Raw genomic sequence first — 22443 nt, 5'->3', positions numbered from 1 at the left:
CACTCCCTCCTCAATCAATATAATTTTTCATATCTTCACTCTTATCATTTGGAACCATTTGAATCTCAACTTTTACACCACTATTTATAATATTCTTAAAATACTTTCTATCTTCATCTGTAACAGCAACTCCTGCTGTGATTTTCTCATTTAAACTTGTCTTACTCATGTTTCCAACATTTAAATAATCAAATTTAACTTTTCCCTCTAAACATTCAAATACTTCTTTTGGATTTGTGAAAAGTAGCATTGTTCTACGCTTAATAGGAACTTTATGATATGCAGAAATAAATTTTTCAGGGTTAAAAAATACTACTTTAATTCCTGCTGGTGCTGCTGTTTTTAAAATTGTTTGTCTAAGCTTATCATTGTACACATCCTCACTAACAATAATTGCTTGCTCAATTTCATATTTTTTAATCCAGGTTGTTACAACTTGTCCATGTAATAAACGATCATCTATTCTCAAAAATTCTATAGCCATTCTTCCTCTTCCTCCTCTTCTACAACAATAGTATTAAAATTCAATAAAAAATCTCTTCCACTTTTAATCAAGTTATCATTATCTATTTCATTATCAATATTAGAGAAAATCTCAATTAACACCATTAAGTTATATCCTGTTATAACATAAACTCTCTCATTTTCTATTGCTATTTTTAAAGCTGTATTATTTGGTGTGCCACCTAATAAATCCGTTAATATAATAACTTTTTCATTATTCACCAATAAATTTTCAACTAAATCATTCATTGTTTCATAGAATAAATCTACATTTGCTCCCACATCTAATGTTAATGTTTCTAATCTTTCATCAGATATTTTTCCAAAAATCATTTCTGCCGAACTTACAATTGCAGAAGCTAATGGACCATGACTAACTACTAATATTCCATTTTTATATTTACTCATATTTCTATGCCTCCTTAGATTTACGCTGGCCATAAGAAGTAAATTTTTTATCCATTAATTCCATCTCATCATCTGGCAATATAAATGGCTCTCCAATACTTTTAGAAATACAGTATATCTTTGAACAATATTCAACTTCTTCTATAATATTAAAAGCATTCAACAAATCATTTGATCCAGCTAAAATTCCATGGTTAGCTAATAATACAGCTTTTCTTTCTTCCATAGCTTTTGCTGCATTTTCTGCTAATTCTTCTGTTCCATAAGTAGCATAATTTGCAACTCTTACATTTTTACCAGCTACTGCAATCATATAATGTGTTGCTGGCAATTCTTCATGTAAACATGCTAAAACTGTAGAATAAAGTGTATGGGCATGAATTACAGCATCAATATCCTCTCTAGTTTTATATAATTTTAAATGCATTTGCCATTCACTAGAAGGAAGATTCTCCCCTTCTACTACATTCCCATTTAAATCTAAAATCACAATATCCTTATCTTTCATTTCAAAAAAATCAATTCCAGAAGGAGTAATAGCAATATAACCTAAATTTCTATCAAAAACACTTAGGTTTCCACCTGTTCCTTTTGTTAACTTTTCAACAACTAATTTTTTACCATATTCTATTAATTTCTTTCTTTCTTTTTCCATTATCATGTTTTGTCACTCCCTTCATAGCCATAAGTCTATTTTTTATAAAGTGGCCCTAATAATCTACATGTTTCAAAGTCAGCAGTTTCTAAAGCTTTTGTTCCCGCTCCTTCAAAAATATTTGGCCTAAAAATTCTTTCACGTGGTACATTATGAAGTGTAACTGGAATTCTTAACATACTTGCTAAAGTAATTAAATCAGATCCTATATGACCATGGACAAATGCTCCATGATTTGCTCCCCAATGATTCATTACATCATAAACAGTTTCAAAACCACATTCCCCTAAATTAGGAGCAAACCAAGTAGTAGGCCAAGTCTTATCTGTTCTTTCATCTAAAATTTGATGTATATCTTCATCAATTACACAAGTATATCCTTCAGCAATTTGTAATGTAGGTCCAATACCTTTAATCAAATTTACTCTTATTAATGTAACTGGTAATTCTGCCTCTGTTTTAAAATGTGATGAGAATCCACCTCCACGGAAATATTCATAATTAGCTCTACACCAATCTGTTGCTTTTAAACATGACTTAACATCTTCATTTGTCATATTCCAAAACTCTTTCATTGTTCTATTTCCATCTTTATCTTTTGCAGCTGCAGTTCCATCTAAAGCAGATGCCCCTGAATTAATAAGATGTATAATTCCATTTTTAGCTTTCCCAGTTAATTCTTTTCCTGTTACCCTCTTAACAGACTCTGGACTCCAATAAGTTCTAACATCAGAGAAAATAGGTGCTTTGTTAGTAAGTAATGTTCCTAATAACATGGAAACACCATTTAATGTATCATTTTCAGTAGCAAAAGCTGTTACCTGTCTAGGTCCATTCCAATCAAAGGTAGAAGCCATAATCGCTTCAGTAAAATCCCCATTAGGTAACCAATCAGTCCACTGTCTTTGTCCTTGAAATCCTCCTGCTATAGCATTTCTACCTCTTGCCTCTTCTTCCCAACCTAAATCTCCTAACTTTTCATTACCATATAAAATATCTCGAATAATAATAGCTTGTTTTGCAATAAACTCCCAATCCTTATCCGCTGGAATAACTTTTGATTTTTTCACAATATCAGGTAAATCTTTTCCTTCATTTATATCTATGCCTTCACGACAATTAGCCTTAATCCAATTTAAAGCTTTATCATATTCTATTGGATCAAAAATTTCTAAATGAATACGGCGTAAAATCTCTGTCATATCAACAAACTCAACTAGCATTCCTAAATAGTCTTCAAAAAAACTTATATCTACTTGTGAACCTGCAATTCCCATAGATGAAGCCCCAATATTCACATAAGACTTACCTTTCATCTGACCAACAGCAATAGCCCCTCTTGCAAATGAAAGTATTTTTTCTTGAACATCTACAGGAATTGTATCATCATCTAACTCCTGAACATCATGGCCATAAATTTTAAAAGCAGGAATTCCTTTTTGAGCATATCCACTCATTGCAGCTGCCAAATAAACTGCACCTGGTCTTTCTGTTCCATTAAATCCCCATATAGCTTTAATTGTATTTGGGTCAAAATCCATTGTTTCTGTTCCATAACACCAACTAGGAGTTACGGATAATGTGGCTACTATATTTTTTCCTGTAAACTCTTGTTGAACAATTCCAGCATCTCCACTACCTCCAATTGTTCTACTTGCTAATACACATTGAACTGGAGTTCCATCAGCATAATAAAGAGAATTCTCTATTAATTTTTTTGCTGCCTGAGCCATTTTCATAGCTTTTTCTTCTAATGATTCACGAACTCCACCTTGACGTCCATCTATTGTTGGACGAATACCTATTCTTGGATACGTTTTCACCTTACACACTCCTTTGCATAGAAATAATTTAATAATATCCATTTACTCCTATTAATTAAAAAAATAATAACCTTATTTATTTCACATCTGGAATATAATTAGTTAAGTTAAAGGAATTAGAAATTATTTTCCTAGCTTCTGAAACATCTTTAATTTCTTTTAATGCAATTAATTGAATTACAATATTTCCAATTGCAGTAGACTCTCCTGGTCCAGCTATTACTTTTTTTCCTGTTATATTTGAAACTAATTGACAAAAAAATGTTGCTTTAGCACCACCACCAACTATATAGATTTCTTCAAACTTTTTATTTGTAATCATCTCAATTTCTTTAATTGTTTCTTTATATTTATAAGCTAGACTTTCATAAGCACACCTAAAGAATTCTTTTGGTTCCTTTGGTTCTTTTTGATTTGTTTTTTTAGCATATGATATTATTCTTTCTCTCATGTCACCTGGTTCTAGAAAACTTTCATCATCGGTATCAATTATACATTCATTACATGAAACTAAACTAGCCATATTAGCTATTTCTTCGTAAGAATAGTTAATCCCCTCTTCTTCATAATTCCTTTTTAATTCCTGTATTACCCAAAGGCCTGTACAATTTTTTAACAATCTAGTTGTTCCACTATGTCCACTTTCATTAGTCAGATTAAACTTAATTGCCTGCTCATTGAGTATAGGTTCATTCAACTCAGTACCAATCAAAGACCATGTGCCACATGAAACAAATAAAAAGTTTTTTTCAGAAGGAACACTTACAACAGCACTAGCAGTATCATGTTGGCAAACATTTATAACTTTTATACTTCCTAATCCTAGTTCTGATTTAGTTGTCCCAAGAAAATTTCCCTCGTTAACTATTTCAGGAAACATTTGACTAGATAATTCAAAACTATCTAAAACTTCTTTTGACCATTTTTTTGTATGAGGATCAGTAAGTTGAGTTGTTGATGCTATACTACATTCTGTAGCTATTTTACCAGTCAATAGATAATTAAATAAATCTGGAATCAATAAAACAGTTTTAGCTTGATAAAATAATTCTGGATTCTTTTCTCTTAATGCTAATAATTGAAATAATGTATTTATCTCCATTATTTGATTTCCTGTAATCTTATAAAGCTCTTTTAAAGAAAATAGACTAGCAACCCTTTTTAAAATGCCTTTTGTTCTACTATCTCTATAATTAGCAGGAAAGGTAATTAAATTTCCATATTCATCTAACAAACCAAAATCTACACCCCAAGTATCAACTCCAATACTTTCAACTTCTGCAACTTTTTTTGCTTCCATGATACTTTTTTTAATCTCAGAAAATAAATAATCTGTATTCCAACTTAGAATCCCTCTTTTATAAATTGGCTTATTGGGAAATCTATTTACTTCTTTTAAGGCTATCTTTCCATCTTTTAATTCACCTAAAATTGCCCTTCCTGAAGAAGCTCCCAAATCAACTGCTAACACACTCCCCATGCCACTTCTCCTTATTAATAATTTTTTCCAATTTGTTTTACAAGATTATTATACTAAGCCTAAACTTATTGTTTCAATACATGAACATAACGTTGAAAACCTTTCAATTTTTTACAATAAAAAGTTCAAATTTGTTCAAAAATGTGCTAATTTAAATGTATAAATATATTTAATGGTAGGGGGAATCCATTATGCTTAAACAAGATAGGTTAATGGAAATAACTAATATTATTCAAAATAAAAAAAGAATTCAAATTAAGGACTTAGCTAAATCTACTTTTTCTAGTATTTCTACTATACGCAGAGATGTTATTTTTCTTGAAAAGCAAGGTTTAATTAAAAGATTACATGGAGAAATCATTTTAAATAAGTTCAACACTGTAGAACCATCTCAATTTTTACGAGAAAGTGAAAACGTAATCAAAAAGAGAACTATAGCTTCACTTGCAAAAGATTTTATAGCACCTGGAATGTGTATTTATTTGGATTCTAGCACTACAGTATATGAATTATGTCCATTTTTATGTGATATTGAACACCTTATAATTTTTACAAACGGGCTAAATACAGCCTTAAGACTAGCAGAATACGGGAATCCAACAATGAAAATCTTTATAACCGGTGGAGAAGTAAAGCACTTCTCTTCTTCTGTAGTTAACTTAGATATTGAAAATTCATTACTTAATCACTTTAATGTTGATATAGCTTTCTGTTCAGCAAGGGGAATTGATGAATCTAATGTATATGAAGTAAGTCTTAGTCAAGCAGTTTCAAAAAAGAGAATAATAGATAAAGCAAAAGAAACTATATTGCTAATAGATAGTTCAAAATTTGAAGTAACTGGTTTTTTCAAAATTAATGACTTAAAAAAATATAAAGCAATTATATCTGATAAACTTCCAAGCCCAAAAATCTTAACTGCTGCAGAAGCTTTAGATATTGAATGGATTAGTGATACAGATATATCTTAAACAATGTATAAAACTATCATTATTTTTCTCTATAATTAGATATTAAAAAGTAAAAAACAGTAGGTAGTATTGCTTTTTACACTAAACTATCTACTGTCATATTTTAATTTAAATTCTATTTATATATTTCTTTTCCATTTAACTTCAAAGTGCTTCCTTTAGTTACATACTTATCTTCTCCAACATCAACTTCTACTTTCATATCTGAAATCATCTCATGAATTTCAATATATCCACCATCGCCAATTCCATAATTAGATGAAACAATAGAAATTATGTTTTTTCTAACAGAATCCATATATTCAAATTTCAAATCATTATCTAATTGTTTAAATTTATTATTACCTTTTGCTATAACAGTAGAGTTTCTAAATCCAGATAATTTATAACTTGATATATATTGATTTAATCTTGAGCCTTTAATAAAAGTTTTTATTTCATATGTATTTTTTACTAAAGGAAATGTAATAATAATTACTATTATAGTAGTAATTAAAATTCCAATTAACCATCTAAAACTCGCCTTTGCCCCTAATTTATTAATTAAAAATTCTCCTTTAAGTAGATCATAAATCCACCATATAATTAATATTAAAAGAAAGCAATCTATAAATAGCCATGTGCTCATAGTAACCCCCTTAATCTTATTATTTAGTTAGCAAAGTTAAACCTATTCAAAGGCCATACTGTTATTTGAGCTTTTCCTAATATATCATCACCATCTATATATTTATCACTCCAATACCTTGCATCTTTGCTGTTATCTCTATTATCTCCTAATAAAAGATATTTGTCTTCTGGAACTTCAAAATTCATATTCACTTTCCCACCTGGGTATTTTATATAAGGCTCATCTAACTTTTCATTATTTACATTCACTGTTCCATCCTCTTTTATTTCCACCTTATCTCCTGGTAATCCTATTAGTCTTTTTATCATTCTTTCATCAAATTCCTTTGAATAAAAAACTATCATATCTCCTCTTTCCATCTTAGATAAATTATGTATTCTTGTAGCAAAAAGTTGATCTCCTGGCTCAATAGTTGGTGCCATTGATGGAGTTGGAACTACTATTTTAAAGAGTAAAAATTTATTTATAAGAATTGTTAATACTATTGCTGCAAAAATAATAACTACGTATTCTTTTAAATTTTTAGACATTTCTATTCTCCTTTCTAAACCTAATTTTTTATTATAATTACATCTATTATATCATTAAATACATTTTTTTCTTTAATTTCTTTTAAAATACAAATTATTCTTATAAAAATTAATTTTAATTAGATAAATATATTGAATTAAAAATAAATTTTATTTTTTAAACAAATTGTAAACAAAACTTTCTCGTTAGGTCTATGAATTTTTTGTAAATATGTTATTATTAATATGAACCTAGTCCACAATGAAAATTAATTTTCACATATTAAAGTAAATCCAAACTTTAGATTTCTTTTAATATATGAAAACTTCAACTTAAGGACAGGCTATAAAATTTTATTCTAATTTAAGAAAGAAGGTTTTTTTATGCCTAAATTATTAATTCCAGCTATTATATTTATAACATTAGCACTAATATTTTATACAATTGGTGTTTGGAGCGAGCATAGAGCAGGTATATTAAAGAAAAAACATGTAATAATCTTTTGGTGTGGTTTAGTATGCGATACTCTTGGAACTTATACAATGAGTAGAATCGTTGCTGCAGGAACTGACAAAGGTATTACTCCAACTGATTTATTAATACATCAATCAACAGGTATGCTTGCTATTATTTTAATGCTTATACATGCTGTTTGGGCAACAATTGTTTTAAACAGAGGTAGTGAAAAAGCAAAAGCTATATTCCACAAATTCAGTTTAGTAGTTTGGTTCATATGGCTTATCCCATACTTTGTAGGTATGTATATCGGAATGACATCATAATAAAAAATACTCCTTTTAAACTTAGTTTAAAAGGAGTGTTTTTATTATTAACTTTTATATGCTAATTAAATTTTTAATTTATTTTATTCACAAACCTTACCTGGATTTAAAATATTATTTGGATCAAAGGCTAATTTTATTCCTCTCATAATATCCATTGTGGCCTTATTTAAGGATTCATTTAGATATAATCTCTTAGCTAAGCCTATTCCATGTTCTCCAGAGACTTGTCCATTAAGTTCTCTTTGTTTTCTATAAAGTATTTCCATAGCTTCATTAAGTTTTTTATGCCATTCATCCTCTGATAATTCATCCTTTAATATATAAATGTGTAAGTTTCCATCACCAGCATGTCCAAAACTTCTTATTCTAACATTAAGTTTTTTCTCTACTTCATTAGTGAATTTTACAAACTCTGCTACCTTATTTCTTGGTACAACAACGTCAACCTCATCTAAATCACTTGTTGATGCCTTTATGGCTTCTAAGAAAGCTCCTCTAGCTGACCATATTGATTCTTGTCTTTCTTCTGTATCTGATATAAATACATCTAAAGCTCCTTCTTTTAAACATATATCAGCTACTTTTTCATAATATCCTTCAACCTCTTCCTTTGAGTTTCCATCAAAGCTTAATATTAAATAAGCATTTGATGAGCTATCAGGAAATTTCTTTCCTAAAAATTCCTCTGCTGATATTATTAAATCTCTTTGCATAAATTCTATAGCTGTTGGAATGTTCTTTGATTTTATTATTTTAGGCACTGTTTCTATGGCACTTTCTAAATCATTAAATGGAACTAAAAGACTTATTACCTTCTTTGGAAGTGGTAATAGTTTTAATACTATTTTTGTTATTATTCCTAATGTTCCTTCTGATCCAATAATTAAATCTTTTAAGCTATATCCTGAACTATTTTTAACAACTTTTCCACCAAGCTCTAATACTTCTCCACTAGGAAGAACTACTTCCATTCCTCTTACATAATCTCTTGTTACTCCATATTTAACAGCTCTCATTCCTCCTGCATTTGTACTAACATTACCCCCTATGGTTGCTGTTTTTTCTCCTGGGTCTGGTGGATAAAATAAATCATGTTCCTCAACAAATTTAGCTATTTCCATAATAAGAACTCCAGGTTCAACTGTAAGAGTTAAGTTATCTTCATCTAACTCTAATATTTTATTCATTCCACTTAAATCTAATAAAATTCCTCCTAGTATTGGAACTGCTGCTCCAACAAGTCCAGTACCAGCTCCTCTTACTGTTACAGGAATATTATTATTATTTGCATATTTCATTATTTCTACAATTTCATCTCTATTCATAGCCTTAACAACAATATCAGGCATATGTTTTTCTGAACCTAACTCATCATGAGAATAATCTTCACTTATTTCTTCTCCAATAAATACCCTTTCATTATCATTTATTATTCCTTTTATAAATTCAATTCCACTTTCATTTATTTTGTTATAACTCATATTAAAGCACCCCTTCCCCTTTTATTTTTTCAATAAGTTTAGGAACAATTTCATAAATATCACCGACTACTCCATAGTGAGCAACCTTGAATATAGGTGCTTTTTCATCTTTATTTATGGCAAATATATAATCTGCATTGTTCATTCCTGCTACAAATTGAATAGCTCCAGAAACTCCACAAGTTATTATAAGTTTTGGTCTTACTGTTCTTCCACTTAATCCAACTTGTCTATTAGCATCAGCCCATCCATTTTCTATAAGAGGTCTTGTAACTGCAAGCTCTCCACCTAATAAATCAGCAAGCTCTTTTATTATTTCTAAATCTTTTTCTGATTTAACTCCTCTACCAGCTACTACTATTACCTCAGCATCTGATATACTATGTTCTTTAGGTTTTTGTTTAATTTCTTTAACTTCTATATCTGATTTTAATTTGTCCTTTTCTATTTCAAAGTACTTAATTTCTCCAGTACATTCCTCATTTCTTTCAGGAGCAGACATAACTTTATATCTAACAGTTGCCATTTGAGGTCTTGAATTTGGAGTTACTATTTGTGCCATAATATTACCACCAAAGGCTGGTCTTATTTGAACTAAATCTGTATTTTCTTTTATATCAAGTATAGTGCAATCTGCTGTAAGTCCTGTTCTACATCTAGCAGCTACTCTTGGGGCTAATGATCTACCTAATGTAGTGGCTCCTACTAATATTGAACAAGGTTTAATCTTGTTTATAAAGTCATAAAAGACAGCTGTATATGGCTCAATTCTAAAGTTTTCAAGCTCTTTATAATCATATACAATAACTTCGTCTACTCCATAGTGTAAAAGCTCTCCGGCCTTATCTTTTATTCCATTCCCCATAAATAAACAATAAACTTTTTGATTAACCTTATCAGCTAATTCTCTAGCTTTTCCTATTAGTTCTAAGGTAACTGGATGAATTTCTCCATTTACATGGTCAACATAAACGGCTATACCTTTCCATTCATCCTTATTTACTAAGACCTTATTCTCATCTTCAACAAACTCAAAGGCTCCCTTAGGTCCTTTTCTAACACATACCTTACACATTCTACAACTTGCATTTATTTCAACTTTCCCATTAACTATTTCCATAGCTCCAAAGGGACAAATTTTTATTACACTATTTGCATCCTCTATTTTATTTTGATGAACAACTAATCTTCCCATAACTCTTACCCCCTATATAAACTTAAGCTCTCTTAATTTATCTTCCATTCTTTCACTTAATTCAGATGAATCTCCTGTCCAAATTTCATGATCATCATTATTGCTTGGTGGAAATATTCTTTCAACTTGAGTTGGTGACCCATTTAAACCATATTTTTTCTCATCTTTATCTTCAAAATCATTTAAAGATATTACATTTATTTCTCTTTCATCTGTTTCAAGTTTCTTTTTATAGGAAGGTAATCTAGGTTGAAAAATATCTTTATCTACAGTTAAAAGACAAGGATATTTTACTTCTAGTACCTCTATTGTATTAGGCATATCCATTTCAACTTTAATAAAATCATCATTAACATCTAATATTCTTCTAACATTAGCAACATGAGGAATTCCTAAATATTCAGCCATTTCTGGTCCAACCTGTGCTGTATCTCCATCTGTAGTTTGTTTTCCACAAAGAATAATATCAAAATCTCCACATTTTTTAACTCCTTGTGATAATGTATATGAAGTTGCTAAAACATCAGCCCCAGCAAACTTTCTATCTGAAACTAAGGTTCCTTCATCAGCTCCCATAGAGTAAGCCTCTTTTATTACTGCCTTAGCTTGTGGTGGCCCCATACTTATAACTTTTATATGTCCATCTTTCTTTTCTTTTATCCTCAATGCAGTTTCTAAAGCATATAAATCATAAGGGTTCATTTTAGAATCTACTCCATCTCTCTTTAAAACCCCTGTTTTTTCATCAACCTCAACCTTTGAAGTTCCTGGAACCTGTTTAATACAAACCATAATCTTCATAAAAATCACTCCATTCCCTTTATAAATCCTTTAATTTTTAATACTTTAATAATTGAGACTTTAATTAATAAACATCAACAAACGTTTTCAAAAATTACACAAAAATTAGGCTTCCTAAATAGCTTATTGAACCTAATAAAATTACATATACTATACATACTTTTAATGTTGAATTTAATATCTTTCCTTCTTTACCAGCTAGTCCTGTTGCCGCAGTGGCCACAGCTATGCTTTGAGGAGATATCATTTTACCTGCAGTTGCCCCACAAGTATTCGCTGCCCCTAGCCATGCTGGGCTTATTCCTAAAGAATTTGCCACCTCAGCTTGAAGAGAACCAAATAATACATTAGCAGATGTATCACTTCCTGTTACAAAGGTCCCTAAAGCTCCAATAAAAGGTGCTATAAAAGCATAAAATGAACCTGTTATCATAACTAATACTGTTGCTATAGATGCAACCATTCCACTATAGCCCATAACCTTAGCTAGAGCTATTATTGCAAGTATGGTTATAGTAGATTTACTCATTTGTTTAATCGTCTTTAATAAAATTTCTACCATTTCTTTAAAAGAGGCTTTTTGTATAAACCCTCCAATAAAAGAAGCTATTAATATTAATATTCCAGGAGTTGTTAACCATACAAAAGTATATGGTTTAGCGCCAACACCAGTGTATATATTAACTGATGTCCTTACTTCGCTTAATTTATTATATAAGCCTGGAAATAAAGGACTAATTCCTATTATTATGACTAATATTAATATAAATGGTGAAAAGGCTACTAAGACACTTTTTAATTCAAACTTTTCTTCTCTTTTTGTTTCTTCATTATGTTTATAGAATTTTTTTGCTATAAAAATTGTGACTAATAAAGAAACTATTGATCCTAAAACTGCTGGTAATTCAGGTCCTAAAAATTTTGCTACAAGGACTTGAACTATGCCAAAGGAAAGACCAGAGGCTAAAGTTATACCAAAGACTCCTTTTATCCCCTTTAAACTTTTTTCAGTTAAAGCTACCAAGGCAAATGGGATTAATACCACAAAGAGAAATAATTGTAGTACTACATAATAACTTAAGGATTCTATAGGAATTCCTGATACATTAGCTAAGGTTATAACAGGAAGACCAATTGCTCCAAAGGCTGTGGGAGTTGTATTAGCCACTAAACATATAACAGAGGCAAAAAAAGGATTAAATCCTAAGGCTGCCATTATTCCAACTGGAATAGCAACAGCTGTTCCAAAGCCTGCTACAGCTTCTAAAAAGCCTCCAAATCCCCATGCTAGTATGAGAACTAAAATTCTTTTATCATCACTAACACTTATTAACATTGATTTGATTACTTCCATAGCCTTTGTGTGAACTACTAAGTTATAAGTAAATACTGCTGCTATAATAACTATCATTATTGGCCATATTCCTAAGGCAATACCTTCTAAGGCTGCTGTTAAGGCATCTATAGTAGGCATCTTCCAAATAAATATGGAAAGTAAAATGGTAATTATTAAAGCTATAGGACATATTTTATGAGCTGGAATTTTAAGAACTCCTAAACCTATAATTAGAATTATTATAGGTATAAGAGCAAGAAAAAACATAAGATACGTATTCAATTCTTTCACCCCTCATAATAAACTTTTATACCACAAATTTTGGTATGACCAATTTTCTTTTATAAAATATAGCATATTATTTTAATATGCTATATTGATATTTATTACTAAAAGTCTCTTTTATACCCTAATTTAACCTTATACCTTTTAGATATTTTAGTCAATTTTTACAGTTATTATATAGGCTTATAATAGGTTAAAATTTACTTTAATTTCAGATAAAGTTTCTATTACTAAATATTTTCCTTTATTAATTGGAAATGCTCTTGCATATGTTTATATGCAGAATAAGCATCTCTATTTTTTATAGCTAAATATATTTTTTCGTGAAAATCTAATAGCTTTCCTCTATTTCCCTCATCACTTAAAATAGCTCTTCTTCCTTCACTTATGAACTTATCAACTAATTCAGATACACCTTCTAACAAATTAGTTATAAGTACATTATTTGCTCCTTTAACAATTATGCTATGAAATTCGCTATCAATTTTAACATTCTCTTCTTCATCCCTAGATGTCTTAAACCTCTCCACAAGTTCACCAAGCTTTTTTAATTCTTCATCAGATATTCTCATTACAGATAAAAATATAGTAGACAATTCTAAAACTTCTCTTAATTCAAAAATATCTTTATTAGTTCCATTTTGAAGCATAAATACTATTGAAAGCGGTTCTAATAATACATCATCAAACTCTTCCCTTATATAATTACCTGCTCCCTGTCTACTCTCTATTAATCCTACAACCTCTAAAGCTCTCATAGCTTCTCTTATAGAAGTTCTGCTTACTTGAAGCTCTTCTGCCATAACTCTCTCTGTAGGAAGCTTATCTCCTTTTTTTATCTGTCCTACTCTAACCATTTCTTTTATTTGATCAACAACCTGCTCATAAACTTTCATGTTTTTAACTGGTTTAAACATCCTAACAATCCTTTCTAAATAAAGCCTTCTAGCTTTTCTGATCTTCTATATGACTTGTTTATTATATCTTTTGGATAACCTATATATTCTAGTAACTTTATAGCATTTCTAGTTTTAGATACTCCTCTTTTTAGCTTATAATCAAAGCTTAATCCATTCTTGCTATCAACATTTTCGCTAAAATAATAAAACTCATAACTTTCTCTTAATATGTCAACTAATTCTCTATCGTGAGTTGCAACTATAGAAATACTGTTTCTATTATTTATATAAGTAAGAATTTCTGCTGAAGCTGATATTCTCTCTATTGGATTTGTTCCTCTAAAAATCTCATCAATTGCACAAAATACTGGTAAATCCTTATCTAAGGCTCTTATTATTCTTAAAATTGATTCTGCTTCAGCCATGTAAAAACTTTTACCAATACTTAAATCATCATTTGGACTAATTGAAGTAACTATATTAAATATTGGAGCCTCATATTTTTCTGCTAAAACAAAATTAAAGGCTTGGGCAAAAAGCATATTTACTCCTAACATCCTTAAAAATGTTGATTTACCTGACATATTAGTTCCAGTAAGAACAATTCCTCTCTTACTCATATTTATGGAGTTAGCCACTGGATTTTCTATAATTGGGTGTATTCCATTTTTTATCTCTAATGTTGTTTCTTTTATGAATTTAGGTTTAGTTATCTTGTCCTTTTTTTCTTCCTCATAACTTCCAATAGATATAATTGCCTCAATTTCACCTAATGTTTTATAAAGGCCTAAAATTGAATCTTTATTTTTCTCTATAGAATCAGCAATTTTATAATATGCAGTTTCTTCTAGCAAAAATAATACTGACGTAAATTCAAATACTCCCCCCCACATATTAATAAAGCTAATCATTTTAGTGTTTCTATCTATTGATTTTAAATCTTTTAAGTCTCTTCTTATCTTTATATTAAAGTCCTCTAAATTTTTATCATTAATTCTAACTACCTGCTTAGATGCTTTTATTACTCTTCTTAAATACATAAGTCCATTTGCCTTAATTCTGTCTCTTTCCTTACTATTTACATAAATATTAAAGAAGGTTACCGCCATTAATCCAAGCATTGCACTTAGGCTTACAAAGATTGCAGTAAGTATTAATATTAAAGGTAAAATCTTTCCCGTAATTGTATAAAAATAATATTTAAACTTATTAGATTCTATTAGCTTTTCATTAATCATATCTAATAAGCTATTCTTTTTATCCCTCCCTAACTCAAAAAATATCCCCATAATATTAAATCTTACTTCTTCGTTTTCTTTAAAATACTCTATTTCTTCTCTTCTATTGTTTAACTTTTTTTCATCATTCAAAGGATTTCTAAGCATTGAATAAAGTGCAGCTTCTCCTAAGCTACTATAATTTCTATCTAATTTTGAATAAACCTTATCTAAATCTAAATCATGCCATGTTTGTTCATCTATATGGTATTCTTCTTTTTCGTTCATATCATATAGTGTTCTTATGGCTTTTAAGTTTCTCTTTTTATCCATTTCTACTGCATAGTCATACTTTAATACTTTTAACAACCTCTTATCCATAGAAAACTCCTTACCCTAAAAAAATTTGATGGTTTTATTATATCTTCTTTTACAATAAAAGTGAAATTTGAACCAATTATCATATAATTTATAAACTTTAATTTAAAAAAACTTATATAATAAGTAATTATTAAAATATATAAAAATTTATCTTTATATTAAAACTTAGTATTAAAAAGTATAAAGTTTAAAACTTTAAACCCAAGTTCAAATACTTCATTTACATCAACTTGAGAAAAATCATGGCCACTATTTTCTAACGTAAGTATTTGAATATCATTACCCATATCATTACTCTTATTATATAAATCCATTGAATTACTGTATGGAACCAATTTATCCTGACGTCCATGAACTATTAAAGTCTTTGGTAAGTTAGGCTTAACATAATTTATTGGACTATATTTATCCATATATTCTGTTATACTTTCTTCCCCTCTTAATTGCTTTTCAGTTTTCTCTATTGAATTATTTAAATCCCATGAAGCCATAGTCATGTCTAAGGTACTAAGTTCAGTTGGACCAAAAAAATCTACAACATATTTAACCTTTGATGGATAGTTAGAGAGTTCCTTATCATCAACAAATTCATCTTCCCCACTATATGTGGCTAACAAGGATAAGTGTGCCCCAGCAGAAGCCCCTATAACTCCTATTTCATCAGTGTTAAATCCATAAGTTTCTTTATTTTTATAAACCCATCTTATGGCATCCTTAACATCTGAAGCTTGTTTCTTAAAATCAACATTATCAGTAGCAAGTTCATACCCTACACTTATTATGGTGTATCCTTCTTTCCTAAAAGAATCTAAAAGAGGTGCTATAAGATCTGGTATTTCTTTGTTTCCATAAACCCAGCTTCCTCCATGAATATAAAGAATTACTGGTGACCCATGTCTTAACTTCTTTTCTGGTCCATAAATATCTAAAGTCTGAGCTTTGCCATTAGTATCTTTATAAACTACATCCTTAAAATCCATATCCTCACTCATTTTAATATTCTTTAAGTCCTCAATACTAGGTGGATTTTCCTTTAACTCTAAATACTCTTTTCCTATATTTATATAAAAACCTATTTGTCCTCTAAAATAATAAGCTAAAGCTCCCATTATAATTATTAAACTCAATAATATAATTCCTAATACTTTAAAAAACTTTTTCATTCTCTCCCTCCATCTAATTTAAATTTCGCCTATATTTCATTTAAATATTCACTTTAAATCCTTATGAATATCTAATAATATTTACACATATCTTAAGCTATTTATATATATTTAAAAAGAACAAATTAAAACTTTTAAATTTTAATTTGTTCTTTACTAAAATAATATCAAATATACTTATTTTATTATTTATAAAAAGGTTACGTTTTTATAAATTATTATATTATAACCTTTTATAAGCCTCTAATCCCTTTTTCATAAGAATTTTATATAAAATTAAGCTTACTATTAACAGAATACTTATGTCTATTAAAAATACTATTATTGGACTTTGGGTAACAATTAACCATATATTAAATCCTCCTATTACTAAGCAAATTAACATTACTAATAAAGGTTTAAAATTCTTACTATATAAATTCTTTGTATCTGTCCATTCTAACTTAGGTGATAAATAATCTAGAATCATTCCCCATAAAGATATTGCGACTATTGTTCCCATTTGTACTAATAAGCTCATTACGATAACCAATGGAGATGACTTTAAATAAATTAATATAGCTATTCCCAATATAAGTACTAATCCATTTACTATGAAAGAAACTATAAGCTTAGATTGAATCTGAACCTTATAATCTACTGGAATGTATTTTGATATAAATATTTCTTTTCCTTCTCTACTTAAGGCTGTTGATGCAACTGAGTTACCTGCTATGGTTAAGGCTGTAACTATAAAAGTAGATGCCATTATTATTGTATCCTTTGCTAACTGAGTATCCCCTGCTAAAATATTTCCTTTTATAAAGAAAATAAATATAAATATAGGCATATAAACAATCATAACAACACAGTTTATAAAGTTACTTGGATCTCTTAATATTGTTCTAAGCTCTCTTAATACCATTGCTTTTCTTACTGAACTCCTTACAACAACCTTATCCTTATTATCTTCTAGTATATTCCTTCTCTCGCTATATACATTTAAATTTCTACTTAGTATCTTGTTATACATTGATTTTCCTAAGAAATATGCAATTATTAAAGCTACTATTGATATACCAATTAAAAGGCCTAAATTTAATAATCCTTTTAGAGAATTGCTATAAATTAATGCTTTTACACTAAAGGTGGTAGTTATGAATATTTTATTAGTTAAGTCTACCAATGCTGTTTTATTTCTTAATGCCACTGAAACATTCTCTGAATTTAATCCTGTTGAATTTAAAGAATATACTCCTAAAATTAAGACTATTCCTAATGTACCAAATATTATTTTAAAAGTATTTTGATATTTAGATACATTTATGAAACTCATTAAAATCATAGTTATTAATATACAAAATATTACTATTATAATTGGAGCGAATAAATAAACTGGAATAATCATAAGAAAATAAGAAAATCCTATTTTAGCATTTAATCCAAAAGATATTAAAGGAATTATTGTAATGCTTAAATAAATGTACATATCCACTAAACATGTTATGAATTTCCCTATCATTATTTCACCACTTTTAAATGGTAATGGCATTAAGGGTTCTATATCCTGTGAAAAGAAAAATGAATCTAAAATATCATAAACTCCTAAAACTAATAAAGTTAGTGATCCAATTAAAAATATAATTGAAAGAAGATATCCTTCTTGTCCAATACTAGCAAAGTTAGGGTACATAGAATCTATCATATTAGCTATAGGTGTAGATATTCCTATTATTATTAAGATATACATAACTATAGCTAGATTTCTAGATTTTATGTTACTAGAAGCATTATAAAAAGAGTTTCCTATAAAATATTTTAATAATAATTTAATTCTATTCATTTTCAGTAATCTCCAAGAACATTTTTTCTAGTGATTCATCACCTTTAAATTCTTCTTTTAACTCTTCTAATGTACCTACAAAAATAAGTTTCCCTTTTTTTATTATGCCTACCCTATCACATAACTTTTCTGCAACTTCTAAGACATGTGTAGAAAATAATACAGTATTCCCTTCACTTGCATGTTCTCTCATCATCTCTTTTAATATATAAGAAGATTTTGGATCTAATCCAGTTAAAGGTTCATCTAATATCCAAATACTAGGCTTATGAATTAAAACACCCATTATTATTATTTTTTGTCTCATTCCATGAGAATAACTTTGAATTTTATCTCCCAAAGCATTAGTCATTTCAAACCTTTTAGCTAAGTCTTTAATCCTGTCTTCTCTATCTGACTCACTAACATTATAAACATCTCCCATAAAATTAAGATACTCTATTCCTTTATATCTTAAAAACATATCTGGACTATCAGGAACATATCCAAATTGCATTTTAGCTTCTACAGGATTCTTATTTATATCAATATTATTTATTTTTATTTCTCCACTAGTAGGATCTGCTATTCCCGTAATCATACTTATTGTAGTAGTCTTTCCAGCTCCGTTTGGTCCTAATATACCAAATATCTCACCATCTTTAATTTCTAGATTTAAATTATCTACAGCTTTTACTCCCTGTGTATACTCCTTGTCTACCCCTTTTAAATTAATCACTTTCTTAACCCTCCTTAATGTTTTAGTAACATTATTTTAACATATTACATATACATATTATAGTTTTAAATACAATTTTAACCACAAAATCTCTTAATACTTAGTAGTTTATTTTACGTAAATTTATAATTAGCTAAAAACTTCTTTTATAAATATATGTTCTATTTACCTAAAACAATAAAAGAAGCCTGATAAACTTTAATAAGTTTATCAGGCTTCTTTTTTAATTTATATTTAATTAAGATTCTCTAGCGTAAGCTATACCTACACTCTTGACCCCTACATGTACACCTATAACTGCACTTATTTCACCAATCATAGAGTCTAAATCTAATTCTTCTTTAAGTCTTTTAGCTAAATCTTTAGCTTCATCTTCAGCTAATATATGACATACAACTGCTTGCTTTATTCCTTTTTCCTTTAAATCCTGTTTAACAACTTCTACGATCTTATCTATTGCTCTCTTTTTAGTTCTAACTTTATCCATTACAACAACAGCGCCCTCTTTAACTGTTAGAATTGGATTTATTTTAAGCATTTTCCCAAATAAAGCTGCAGCTCCACCTATTCTACCACCTTTTTTAAGGTTCTCTAAAGTACCTGGAACAAATATTATCTCTGATTCTTCTATAGTATTTCTAACTATTTTTGAAACCTCATCAAAGTCTTTTCCTTCTTGAGCCGCCTTAGCTCCTTCTAACACACCAATTCCAAGTGCCATTACTGAAGTTTGAGAGTCTATAAGATCAATCTTAACATCAGGATATTTTTCTAAAATCATATCTTTTATTATATGTGATGTTGTGTATGTTCCACTTAATTTAGATGATATAAACGCTGCGACTATATCATGACCATCCTTAGCAAATTTTTCAAAAGCATTATAAAATTCATCCATTTGTGGTTGAGATGAAGTTGGAAGTTTATCACACTTAGCTAATTCATCATAAAAAGCTTCACTGTCTATATCCACTTCCTTATAACTTTCTCCATTCATTATAACGCTTAAAGATACTATCTCTACTCCGTACTTTTCTGCTAAATCTTTTGGTATGCAACTAGTGCTATCTGTAATTACTTTAACAGCCATATATTCCTCCTAAAACTTAAATACATTCTTTCAGCTCTTTTAGATTTCCCTATAAAATTAAACATTAACATCTATTTAATTGCCTCTAATAGTGCCTTTAATTATATACTTATGCTTTTTTTATTTGTATTATATTTTATCTCATTTTATGTTTATTTTTATAATCTATTATTCATTTTAACATCTAATTTAAATTTGTAAAACTCTTTTCAATACAATAATTACTTTATTAAACATAATTATGTAAATACATCTAAAAAAATCTTTATTTAGAGTTTTCTTTTAAATCTTTTATTATATCTCTAAGTTCAGCAGCTCTTTCAAACTGAAGATTCTTAGCTGCTTCCTTCATTTCTTCCTCATATTGCTCTATAAGTTTTTCTATAGGAATATCTTTCTTAGCTGCCTTTTTAACTTCGCTTTCATAGTTTTCTTTTTCTTCTGAAACCTTAGTAGCTTCAATTATATCCCTAACTCCTTTTATTACAGTAGTAGGAGTAATATTATGTTCTTCATTATACTCCATTTGAATAACTCTTCTTCTTTCAGTTTCCTTAATAGACTTATCCATAGATTTAGTAATATTATCTGCATACATTATTACTTTACTTTCTGAGTTTCTAGCGGCTCTACCTATGGTTTGTATTAAGGAAGTTTCAGATCTTAAGAATCCTTCTTTATCAGCATCTAATATTGCAACTAAAGCAACCTCAGGTATATCTAATCCTTCCCTTAAAAGGTTTATACCTATTAATACATCAACCTCTCCAAGTCTAAGTTCTCTTATTATTTTCATTCTTTCTAAGGTATCTATATCCGAATGCATGTATGTAGCTTTAACATTTAAGTCTTTTAAATACTTAGTTAAATCCTCAGCCATTCTCTTTGTAAGAGTAGTTATAAGAACTCTAAATCCTCTTTGTACAGTTCTTTGAATTTCACCATAAAGATCATCAATTTGCCCTTGTATAGGTCTTATTTCAATTACAGGATCTAAAAGTCCTGTAGGTCTTATTATTTGTTCTGCTACTACTTTAGAATGATCTAGTTCATACTCTCCTGGTGTAGCACTTACAAAGACTACTTGATTTATTTTGCTTTCAAATTCACTAAATTTAAGAGGTCTATTATCAAATGCACAAGGTAGTCTAAATCCAAACTCAACTAAAGATGTCTTTCTAGATCTGTCCCCAGCATACATTGCCCTAACTTGAGGTAGTGTAACATGGCTTTCATCTATAAACATTAAGAAATCTTCTGGGAAATAATCAAGTAAAGTTTGAGGTGGAGTTCCTGGCATTCTTCCATCTAATATTCTTGAATAGTTCTCTATTCCTTGACAATATCCCATTTCTCTAATCATTTCTATATCATAATTTGTTCTCTGCTTTAACCTTTGTGCCTCTAATATTTTATCCTCAGCTGTAAGAACTTTTAATCTATCTTCAAGTTCATCTTCTATTACCTTTATTGATTTTTCTAAGGTTTCCTCAGAGGCAGCAAAGTGAGACGCTGGAGTTATACTAACATGTTGTCTTTCTCCAATTATATTTCCTGTAAGAACATCAAATTCTCTTATTCTATCTATTTCATCTCCAAAGAATTCAATTCTAATACCCTTAGAAGATGAAGATGAAGGAATTATATCTAAATTATCTCCTCTTACTCTAAATGTTCCCCTTGCAAAGTCTATGTCATTTCTTTCATATTGTATTTCTATAAGTTTCTTAATAACTTCATCCCTATCTTTAATCATACCTGGTCTTAAAGATATTGTAAGCTTTTTATACTCTTCTGGATTACCAAGTCCATATATGCAAGAAACTGAAGCAACTATTATTACATCTCTTCTCTCTAAAAGTGCAGAAGTAGCTGAGTGACGAAGTTTATCAATCTCGTCATTAATAGATGCATCCTTCTCTATAAAAGTATCTGTTTGAGGCACATAAGCCTCTGGTTGATAATAATCATAATATGAAACAAAATATTCTACTATATTGTCGGGAAAGAATTCCTTAAATTCAGCACAAAGTTGAGCTGCCAATGTCTTATTATGAGCTAAAATAAGGGTTGGTTTTTGAGTTCTTTCTATGATATTTGCCATAGTGAATGTTTTTCCTGATCCTGTAACTCCTAAAAGAGTTTGCCCTCTATTACCATTTTCAATAGACTGAACTAAAGTATCTATTGCTTTAGGCTGATCCCCTGTAGGTTTAAATTTTGATTGTATTTTAAATTCTCCCATAATTTTTCCCTCCTAACTATAAAAGGCTGTATCTTAAAATAAT

The 22443-nt window shown here is 29.1% G+C and carries 20 protein-coding genes; 2 read left to right on the top strand and 18 right to left on the bottom strand.

Going from position 1 to position 22443, the window contains the following annotated elements; translation table 11 throughout:
• Window positions 1-10: 10 nt before the first annotated feature.
• From ACYUCG_RS10795 to ACYUCG_RS10775, 5 genes are read right to left on the bottom strand one after another with little or no spacing between them, the layout of a single operon-like run.
• Window positions 11-484, bottom strand: coding sequence for a PTS sugar transporter subunit IIB (locus tag ACYUCG_RS10795; RefSeq protein ID WP_415319487.1), 474 nt, complete (start codon window positions 482-484; stop codon window positions 11-13).
• Window positions 475-912, bottom strand: coding sequence for a PTS sugar transporter subunit IIA (locus ACYUCG_RS10790; RefSeq protein WP_415319488.1), 438 nt, complete (start codon window positions 910-912; stop codon window positions 475-477). The genes ACYUCG_RS10795 and ACYUCG_RS10790 overlap by 10 nt, the downstream gene beginning before the upstream one ends.
• Before the next feature lie 4 nt (window positions 913-916).
• Window positions 917-1573, bottom strand: a complete 657-nt coding sequence (locus ACYUCG_RS10785; RefSeq protein ID WP_415319489.1) for an L-fuculose-phosphate aldolase — start codon at window positions 1571-1573, stop codon at window positions 917-919.
• Window positions 1574-1602: 29 nt separating this feature from the next.
• Complete coding sequence (locus tag ACYUCG_RS10780; RefSeq protein WP_460268603.1) at window positions 1603-3432, bottom strand: L-fucose isomerase; 1830 nt, start codon at window positions 3430-3432, stop codon at window positions 1603-1605.
• Between the two features lie 34 nt (window positions 3433-3466).
• Entirely contained in the window at window positions 3467-4870 is a 1404-nt protein-coding gene (locus ACYUCG_RS10775) for a rhamnulokinase (RefSeq protein ID WP_460268602.1), read from the bottom strand.
• 191 nt (window positions 4871-5061) lie between these two features.
• Here ACYUCG_RS10775 and ACYUCG_RS10770 point away from each other — a divergent pair, with 191 nt between their 5' ends.
• Entirely contained in the window at window positions 5062-5841 is a 780-nt protein-coding gene (locus tag ACYUCG_RS10770; RefSeq protein ID WP_415319492.1) for a DeoR/GlpR family DNA-binding transcription regulator, read from the top strand.
• Window positions 5842-5956: 115 nt separating this feature from the next.
• Here ACYUCG_RS10770 and ACYUCG_RS10765 read toward each other — a convergent pair whose 3' ends face one another.
• Together ACYUCG_RS10765 and lepB are read right to left on the bottom strand one after the other, a co-directional pair.
• Window positions 5957-6469, bottom strand: coding sequence for a hypothetical protein (locus ACYUCG_RS10765; RefSeq protein WP_415319493.1), 513 nt, complete (start codon window positions 6467-6469; stop codon window positions 5957-5959).
• Window positions 6470-6492: 23 nt separating this feature from the next.
• Window positions 6493-7002 carry a signal peptidase I gene (gene lepB / locus ACYUCG_RS10760; protein WP_060794807.1) on the bottom strand — a complete coding sequence of 170 codons (510 nt, stop codon included), beginning with the start codon at window positions 7000-7002 and terminating at the stop codon, window positions 6493-6495.
• A gap of 363 nt (window positions 7003-7365) precedes the next feature.
• Between lepB and ACYUCG_RS10755 the strand changes: the two genes are divergently transcribed.
• A complete protein-coding gene (locus ACYUCG_RS10755; protein WP_003457995.1) occupies window positions 7366-7764 on the top strand; it encodes an HsmA family protein in 399 nt (132 codons plus the stop codon).
• Window positions 7765-7847: 83 nt separating this feature from the next.
• Here the strand turns inward: ACYUCG_RS10755 and ACYUCG_RS10750 are convergent, their stop codons facing one another.
• The 11 genes from ACYUCG_RS10750 to uvrB form a co-directional block, all read right to left on the bottom strand.
• Window positions 7848-9248: an FAD-binding oxidoreductase gene (locus ACYUCG_RS10750; RefSeq protein WP_240297525.1), complete on the bottom strand. Its 1401-nt coding sequence runs from the start codon at window positions 9246-9248 to the stop codon at window positions 7848-7850.
• 1 nt (window position 9249) lies between these two features.
• Complete coding sequence (locus ACYUCG_RS10745; RefSeq protein ID WP_415319495.1) at window positions 9250-10443, bottom strand: FAD-binding protein; 1194 nt, start codon at window positions 10441-10443, stop codon at window positions 9250-9252.
• Window positions 10444-10455: 12 nt separating this feature from the next.
• Window positions 10456-11244 (bottom strand): electron transfer flavoprotein subunit beta/FixA family protein, encoded by a 789-nt coding sequence (locus tag ACYUCG_RS10740; RefSeq protein WP_460268601.1) that lies wholly within the window; start codon window positions 11242-11244, stop codon window positions 10456-10458.
• Between the two features lie 94 nt (window positions 11245-11338).
• Entirely contained in the window at window positions 11339-12862 is a 1524-nt protein-coding gene (locus ACYUCG_RS10735; RefSeq protein ID WP_460268600.1) for an L-lactate permease, read from the bottom strand.
• 233 nt (window positions 12863-13095) lie between these two features.
• Window positions 13096-13782, bottom strand: coding sequence for a FadR/GntR family transcriptional regulator (locus ACYUCG_RS10730; protein ID WP_057230463.1), 687 nt, complete (start codon window positions 13780-13782; stop codon window positions 13096-13098).
• Window positions 13783-13796: 14 nt separating this feature from the next.
• A complete protein-coding gene (locus ACYUCG_RS10725) occupies window positions 13797-15362 on the bottom strand; it encodes a MutS family DNA mismatch repair protein (RefSeq protein ID WP_460268599.1) in 1566 nt (521 codons plus the stop codon).
• 158 nt (window positions 15363-15520) lie between these two features.
• Complete coding sequence (locus ACYUCG_RS10720) at window positions 15521-16525, bottom strand: alpha/beta hydrolase fold domain-containing protein (protein WP_460268598.1); 1005 nt, start codon at window positions 16523-16525, stop codon at window positions 15521-15523.
• Between the two features lie 223 nt (window positions 16526-16748).
• Window positions 16749-18347: a putative ABC transporter permease subunit gene (locus ACYUCG_RS10715; protein ID WP_460268597.1), complete on the bottom strand. Its 1599-nt coding sequence runs from the start codon at window positions 18345-18347 to the stop codon at window positions 16749-16751.
• Window positions 18340-19065 (bottom strand): ABC transporter ATP-binding protein, encoded by a 726-nt coding sequence (locus ACYUCG_RS10710; protein ID WP_283703871.1) that lies wholly within the window; start codon window positions 19063-19065, stop codon window positions 18340-18342. Before ACYUCG_RS10710 ends, ACYUCG_RS10715 begins: the two co-directional genes overlap by 8 nt.
• A gap of 238 nt (window positions 19066-19303) precedes the next feature.
• On the bottom strand, window positions 19304-20155 hold the full coding sequence (locus tag ACYUCG_RS10705; protein WP_060794798.1) for a DegV family protein: 852 nt from the start codon (window positions 20153-20155) through the stop codon (window positions 19304-19306).
• A gap of 265 nt (window positions 20156-20420) precedes the next feature.
• Window positions 20421-22400, bottom strand: a complete 1980-nt coding sequence (gene uvrB, locus ACYUCG_RS10700; protein ID WP_283680250.1) for an excinuclease ABC subunit UvrB — start codon at window positions 22398-22400, stop codon at window positions 20421-20423.
• Between the last annotated feature and the right edge of the window lie 43 nt (window positions 22401-22443).

Source organism: Clostridium sp. CTA-17 (genome assembly GCF_054767895.1).
This window is presented reverse-complemented; position numbering and strand designations above follow the sequence as displayed.

Coding starts and splice junctions, on each gene's coding strand:
- ACYUCG_RS10795 (WP_415319487.1), bottom strand. CDS start 484: ATGGCTATAGAATTTTTGAGAATAGATGATCGTTTATTACATGGACAA.
- ACYUCG_RS10790 (WP_415319488.1), bottom strand. CDS start 912: ATGAGTAAATATAAAAATGGAATATTAGTAGTTAGTCATGGTCCATTA.
- ACYUCG_RS10785 (WP_415319489.1), bottom strand. CDS start 1,573: ATGATAATGGAAAAAGAAAGAAAGAAATTAATAGAATATGGTAAAAAA.
- ACYUCG_RS10780 (WP_460268603.1), bottom strand. CDS start 3,432: ATGGATATTATTAAATTATTTCTATGCAAAGGAGTGTGTAAGGTGAAA.
- ACYUCG_RS10775 (WP_460268602.1), bottom strand. CDS start 4,870: ATGGGGAGTGTGTTAGCAGTTGATTTGGGAGCTTCTTCAGGAAGGGCA.
- ACYUCG_RS10770 (WP_415319492.1), top strand. CDS start 5,062: ATGCTTAAACAAGATAGGTTAATGGAAATAACTAATATTATTCAAAAT.
- ACYUCG_RS10765 (WP_415319493.1), bottom strand. CDS start 6,469: ATGAGCACATGGCTATTTATAGATTGCTTTCTTTTAATATTAATTATA.
- lepB (WP_060794807.1), bottom strand. CDS start 7,002: ATGTCTAAAAATTTAAAAGAATACGTAGTTATTATTTTTGCAGCAATA.
- ACYUCG_RS10755 (WP_003457995.1), top strand. CDS start 7,366: ATGCCTAAATTATTAATTCCAGCTATTATATTTATAACATTAGCACTA.
- ACYUCG_RS10750 (WP_240297525.1), bottom strand. CDS start 9,248: ATGAGTTATAACAAAATAAATGAAAGTGGAATTGAATTTATAAAAGGA.
- ACYUCG_RS10745 (WP_415319495.1), bottom strand. CDS start 10,443: ATGGGAAGATTAGTTGTTCATCAAAATAAAATAGAGGATGCAAATAGT.
- ACYUCG_RS10740 (WP_460268601.1), bottom strand. CDS start 11,244: ATGAAGATTATGGTTTGTATTAAACAGGTTCCAGGAACTTCAAAGGTT.
- ACYUCG_RS10730 (WP_057230463.1), bottom strand. CDS start 13,782: ATGTTTAAACCAGTTAAAAACATGAAAGTTTATGAGCAGGTTGTTGAT.
- ACYUCG_RS10725 (WP_460268599.1), bottom strand. CDS start 15,362: ATGGATAAGAGGTTGTTAAAAGTATTAAAGTATGACTATGCAGTAGAA.
- ACYUCG_RS10720 (WP_460268598.1), bottom strand. CDS start 16,525: ATGAAAAAGTTTTTTAAAGTATTAGGAATTATATTATTGAGTTTAATA.
- ACYUCG_RS10715 (WP_460268597.1), bottom strand. CDS start 18,347: ATGAATAGAATTAAATTATTATTAAAATATTTTATAGGAAACTCTTTT.
- ACYUCG_RS10705 (WP_060794798.1), bottom strand. CDS start 20,155: ATGGCTGTTAAAGTAATTACAGATAGCACTAGTTGCATACCAAAAGAT.
- uvrB (WP_283680250.1), bottom strand. CDS start 22,400: ATGGGAGAATTTAAAATACAATCAAAATTTAAACCTACAGGGGATCAG.